Source organism: Candidatus Magnetominusculus dajiuhuensis (assembly GCF_046044395.1).
Classification (GTDB): domain Bacteria; phylum Nitrospirota; class Thermodesulfovibrionia; order Thermodesulfovibrionales; family Magnetobacteriaceae; genus Magnetominusculus; species Magnetominusculus dajiuhuensis.
In genome coordinates, this window is sequence record NZ_JBJUSG010000181.1 from 1 (window position 1) to 5377 (window position 5377).

The following is a 5377-nucleotide window of genomic DNA, read 5'->3' on the forward strand; positions in this document are numbered from 1 at the left end:
AATAGGACATTTCTATTTTGGTAAGAATAGGACATTTCTACTTTGGTACGACAAACGCTGGCGGGCACTTGACACGGCTAAGACTTATAATATAACCTATCCTGAGGATGCGGCTGACATCACTTAAGGACAGATAGATATGGATTGGAAGTTTTCGCCTCTGCAGGTCATAATCGGTGAGGTAAACTATTCAATAGAAGATTATAGAAAAGACCTGAGGGAGGAGGTTCTTACAACCCTCTCCAGCTTCAACATGGACGACTATTCTACTAACTTCTATGTGGATTACACCTATACGCTGTTTTACTGGCTTGCCACAAATCAGACAGTCCTGACATACAGCAGATTCATCCATGCGCGGCTACCCGATGACCTGGAGCTGAAAAAGACCCTTACAAGCACAGAGTTCTTATATTCCCTTGAACTGGATAACGTCAACTTCGTTGATATGCTGCGGGCGATACTTACTACCCTCACGCTTGGGTTTCTCAAAGATGGCCTGTCCATTGAAGACGCCAGGCGGGCCTTGAAAAACGCGGTCGGTTTCTCCAGAGAAGTGTGACCGCCAGAGAAATGTGACTGAAAAAAGCGCCATAGCAAGGTCAGCTCTTTCCATGACCGCTGCCACCACGATAAGCCGTTTGCTGGGGTTTGTCAGAGACATGATCGTAGCCCGGTTTTTGGGTGCCAGTGGACTGTCCGATTCCTTTTTTGTGGCATTCAGGGTGCCCAACCTGTTAAGGGAGCTGTTTGCCGAAGGCTCGATGTCATCCGGCGTAATCCCCGTTCTCTCGCAATATAACGCCACTAAGGGACAGTCAGCCGTCTCTGAGTTAGTCAGGGTGGCCTTCACGTTTATCTTCATCCTATCGGGACTGGTCTGCCTGGCAGGGATTATTTTTGCCCCTCAAGTAGTGAATCTCATAGCCCCGGGGTTTTCCTCTAATCCGGCAAAGTTCACCCAGACAGTCGTTCTTGCCCGTATAATGGTTCCTTTTTTATTTTTTGTCAGCATTTCGGCCATCGTCATGGGGGCGTTAAATTCGCGGAAGATATTTTTTGTGCCGGCAATGGCCTCCGCATGGTTTAATGTCGGAATAATCTCTACGATAGCCGCGTTATATTTTGGTTTAGCCGACCGCTCAGTCGCCGTCGCAATAGGGGTTACGATTGGCGGATTTTTTCAGTTTGCCTCACAGGTGCCCACTTTCTATAAAAACGAATTCTCATTAAAGCCATGTTTTAACTTCAGACACCCCGGCCTGAAACAAATAGGCCTACTAATCCTGCCCGCCACATTGGGCACGGCAGTTTCGCAGTTAAACATATTTATCAGCACCATACTAGCGTCCTATCTGCCTACGGGCAGCATTACGTATCTCTATTATGCCATGCGCCTGATTCAATTTCCGGTAGGCGTATTTGGAGTGGCCATGGGGATGGCCATCCTGCCGTCGCTGTCTGAACACGCGGCCAGAGGGGATTTTGACAACCTCACAAAGGATTTTACATTCTCATTAAGACTCCTCTTTTCGATTACCATCCCCTCGATGATAGGACTAATTTCGCTGAGTGAACCCATTGTAAACGTCCTGTTTCAACACGGGCACTTCGATTATCAGGCAGTGCGGGGCACTACGACGGCACTGTTGTGTTATTGCGCGGGGATTTGGGCTATGGTTGGCGTGCGTGTCGTTGCCTCGACGTTTTATTCCATGCAGGATACGAAGACACCCGTCAGGGCTGCCGCCTTCACGCTTATCATAAATATCACTATTAGTGTCATCCTGATGCAGCACCTGTCATTTGCCGGCCTGGCACTGGCCAATGCCCTGTCGTCTTCGGCAAATTTTCTTATCCTGTTTTATTTCCTCAACAAGAAGCTCAAACATATTGCCGTCAGGGGCATTGTGTGGTCGTTTATGAAGACGCTTCTGGCCTCTCTGTCCATGGGTGTTGTCGGATGGTATCTGGTGAATTTCAGACAGTGGGACAGCTCAGGGCATGTTCTTGTGAAATCCCTGTACCTTACCTTTATAATTGGATTATGCACGGCGGTTTATTTTGCCGCCGCACATGTACTAAAAAGCGAAGAGGTTGATTATATTGCAAAAATGGTTAAAAGAAAGGTTTTCGGGAGAGTATGATGGCAATAGAGAATCTATTTGATTGGATGAGGGCGATTCGGCGGGAAATCCACAGGCAGCCGGAGCTGGGGTTTAATGAGCACAAGACCGCGGCGCTGATTGCGGCCAAACTTACTGAACTTGGCATTGAGTTCAGGACGGGCGTTGCCCAAACTGGAGTAGTCGGCGTTCTTGGTACACATGGGCCGACGGTTGCCCTGCGCGCCGATATGGACGCCCTGCCTGTTACTGAGTGTACGGGGCTGTCGTTTTCGTCGGAGAACGCTGGGGTTATGCACGCCTGTGGGCATGACGGGCATGTGGCTATTGTACTTGGAGCGGCATATCTTCTTAGGAAAGACCCGCCGAAAGGCCGTGTCGTTTTCATATTTCAACCAAATGAAGAGGGTTCAGGCGGGGCGAAGCCTATGATAGAAGGGGGCATCCTTGACGGTGTAGACGCCATATTCGCAGGCCACATAGATCCTCGTTACGACGCGGGGAAGATTATCCTGACGCCTGGCGTAAACACCGCCTACACTAACGGCTTCGATGTGGAAATTACCGGGCGAAGCGGCCACGCGGCCCGCCCTCACGAGGCCATAGACGCGGTTGTCATCGCCTGTTCGATGGTAATGCAGATTCAGGCCATTGTCTCGCGCAGTGTTGACCCTCTGAAACCGGCTGTTATTACAATAGGACAAATTACAGGAGGCACTGTAAACAATGTCATAGCAGAACATGCCATATTAAGGGGAACGATAAGGACGCTTGATGACGTTACAAGGCAGTTGATATTTGAAAGGCTCAAGGGGCTTGCGTCATCGTTTGCGTCTATGCACGGCGCGACAATAGACGTCAGGATTCATGACGGCTACCCGCCGTTGATAAATCACGCCGGACAGCTTGAGACCGCACAGGAGGCAGCCGGAAGCGATAACGTGGTAATCCTCCCAACGCCAAGCATGGGAGGGGAGGACTTCGCCTTTTTTGTTGAGAAAATACCAGGGTGTTTCGTACGATTCGGTGCGCGCAAAAAGGGACATGAACAATTCCCGCTTCACAGCCAGCACTTTGACTTCGACGAAGAGGCCATGAAGACCGCCGCGGAGTTCATGGCCCGTGCCGTACGCATTGAGATAGGAAAATTAGCGACCAGAGCGGGCTGAATCCCCACGCCCAGGAAATAGGGCATAGACAAACCCGTCAGGGTGAAGGTAGAATATAATCATGGAAACACTTACAATCGAACGAGATTTAGACTTAACGGAGATTATCAACGGGGAGGAAGTTGTGTCGCCAAGCCCTTTTAGGAAACACCAAAAAATAACAAAGAGGCTCAATAGAATAATAGACCGCCATGTTGAGGCCAAAGGCTTAGGCGAATTATACTTCTCCCCTCTTGACGTAATCTTAGAAGAAGGGATTAACCGCCTTCAACCCGATATACTGTTTATCCGAAAAGAGAATGTGGCCATAGAGCAGGACTGGATTCGTGGCGTACCGGATATGGTCTGTGAGATTGTATCACATGGGACTTACAAAATGGATATGGTAGTTAAAAGGGGTCTCTATGAAAAATACAAAGTGCCGGAGTATTGGATAGTCGTACCGGAGCTTGATGCCATTGAGATTTTAACTCTTGACAACGATATATACAAAACACACTCCATCGCAGAGATTGAGGGCGTGGTTACGTCTAAGGTCATCGAGGGGCTTCAAGTCAATATCAAAGACATTTTCGAGGACTGAAATTGGGTATAATTGGGGTATAATTGGGATGTGTCCCTATAATTACTAACCATTCCCCCGTCACCATTGCGCATTCCCAAAAAGGAGGACATGTAAATGGGGAGCTCTCTTGATAAAGTGACGATAAATGGGTTTAAATCTATTCGTGAGTTGAATGATTTTGGGCTGAGAAATCTGAATGTTATCATCGGCGGAAATGGTGCGGGAAAGAGTAATTTTGTAGAATTTTTCCGCATGATTTCCGCCATGATGAAATCAGATGGCCTAAAAGAGTATGTTGCCGGTAATGCTGATTCATATCTTTTTGGTGGTACGAAACTAACAAAATCTATTACTGTCAGAATGGTCTTTGGGCTGAATGGCTATGATTTTGAATTAGCTCCTACCCAAGATGGTTTTTTTCTCATTAATAACGAACAACGCCATTATTTTCCTTATAACGCAACGCGAAATCTTGGGAGCGGGAATTTCAATCCTGGTCTCTTAACCGATAAAAAAAATATAGAGACGGCTTCTTGGTATACCTACAATGCGATCTGTTCATGGAAAATCTATCACTTTCACGATACCAGTAACGAATCTGGAATGCGACGGTATCACGATCAAGGCCATGCCGGGGCATTATTCATGGATGCCTCGAATATCGCTCCTTACTTGTTCCGATTGAAAGTAAGTGCCCCTGGTGTTTATAGCGAGATTGTTGAAACAGTTCGACTGGTCATTCCTTTTTTTGATGATTTTATTCTTGAACCAAATATCCATGAAAAGTTGCGGCTCGACTGGCGGCAAAAAGGGCTCAATGATTACCCAATGCGGCCAACCCACTTATCCGATGGCTCAATCCGATTCATTTGCCTCGCAACGTCGTTGCTGCAACCTGATCCTCCGTCTACAATCATCATTGATGAACCTGAGCTTGGTCTTCATCCATCGGCCATTTCTATACTCGCGGAACTAATTCAAAACACATCCAAACGCACCCAGTTGATAATTGCCACTCAGTCTCCGGCGCTCATTGATCATTTCAGCGTTGAGGATGTCATTGTTGTAAATCGGAGAGATGGCGCGTCAACCTTTGAGAGATTGCAGGAAAAGGACTTCAATGTCTGGCTGGAAACCTATTCTGTCGGTGAACTCTGGAGCAAGAATGTAATTTCCGGAGGGCCGGTCTATGAGTGATTACGCTGAAATTGTGGCACTTGTGGAGGGGACAACCGAAAAAATATTTGTTGCCGATATGTTGGCGCCTTACCTATTTGAAAAAGGTGTTATTATGACGCCGATTGTTATTTCCAAGCCGGGACAGAAGGGGGGAGACGTAAAATTCGACAGGGTAAAGAATGATATCAATCTTCATTTAAAACAGAGGCGGGACACCTATCTGACCCTTATTGTTGATTTCTATGGCATCAAGGGTGATTGGCCTGGTCTTAAAGAGGCGAAACAACGTAAGCGTCTAAATAACTACACCCGTTGATTTCCCTGCGAGGGCATCCCTA

The 5377-nt window shown here is 47.4% G+C and carries 6 protein-coding genes; all 6 read left to right on the top strand.

The genetic code is table 11. The features are described from left to right. Nucleotides 1-139: 139 nt before the first annotated feature. The 6 genes from AB7D94_RS16285 (at nucleotide 140) to AB7D94_RS16310 (ending at nucleotide 5355) form a co-directional block, all read left to right on the top strand. Entirely contained in the window at nucleotides 140-562 is a 423-nt protein-coding gene (locus tag AB7D94_RS16285; RefSeq protein WP_420267090.1) for a hypothetical protein, read from the top strand. A 13-nt stretch (nucleotides 563-575) separates the two neighbouring features. Then, nucleotides 576-2147, top strand: coding sequence for a murein biosynthesis integral membrane protein MurJ (gene murJ / locus AB7D94_RS16290; protein WP_420267091.1), 1572 nt, complete (start codon nucleotides 576-578; stop codon nucleotides 2145-2147). After that, nucleotides 2144-3295 (top strand): M20 metallopeptidase family protein, encoded by a 1152-nt coding sequence (locus AB7D94_RS16295; RefSeq protein WP_420267092.1) that lies wholly within the window; start codon nucleotides 2144-2146, stop codon nucleotides 3293-3295. The genes murJ and AB7D94_RS16295 overlap by 4 nt, the downstream gene beginning before the upstream one ends. A gap of 61 nt (nucleotides 3296-3356) precedes the next feature. Further along, nucleotides 3357-3878 (top strand): Uma2 family endonuclease, encoded by a 522-nt coding sequence (locus tag AB7D94_RS16300; RefSeq protein WP_420267093.1) that lies wholly within the window; start codon nucleotides 3357-3359, stop codon nucleotides 3876-3878. Between the two features lie 96 nt (nucleotides 3879-3974). Next, a complete protein-coding gene (locus tag AB7D94_RS16305) occupies nucleotides 3975-5057 on the top strand; it encodes an AAA family ATPase (RefSeq protein ID WP_420267094.1) in 1083 nt (360 codons plus the stop codon). Then, nucleotides 5050-5355, top strand: a complete 306-nt coding sequence (locus tag AB7D94_RS16310) for a DUF4276 family protein (RefSeq protein ID WP_420267095.1) — start codon at nucleotides 5050-5052, stop codon at nucleotides 5353-5355. Before AB7D94_RS16305 ends, AB7D94_RS16310 begins: the two co-directional genes overlap by 8 nt. Nucleotides 5356-5377: the final 22 nt, after the last annotated feature.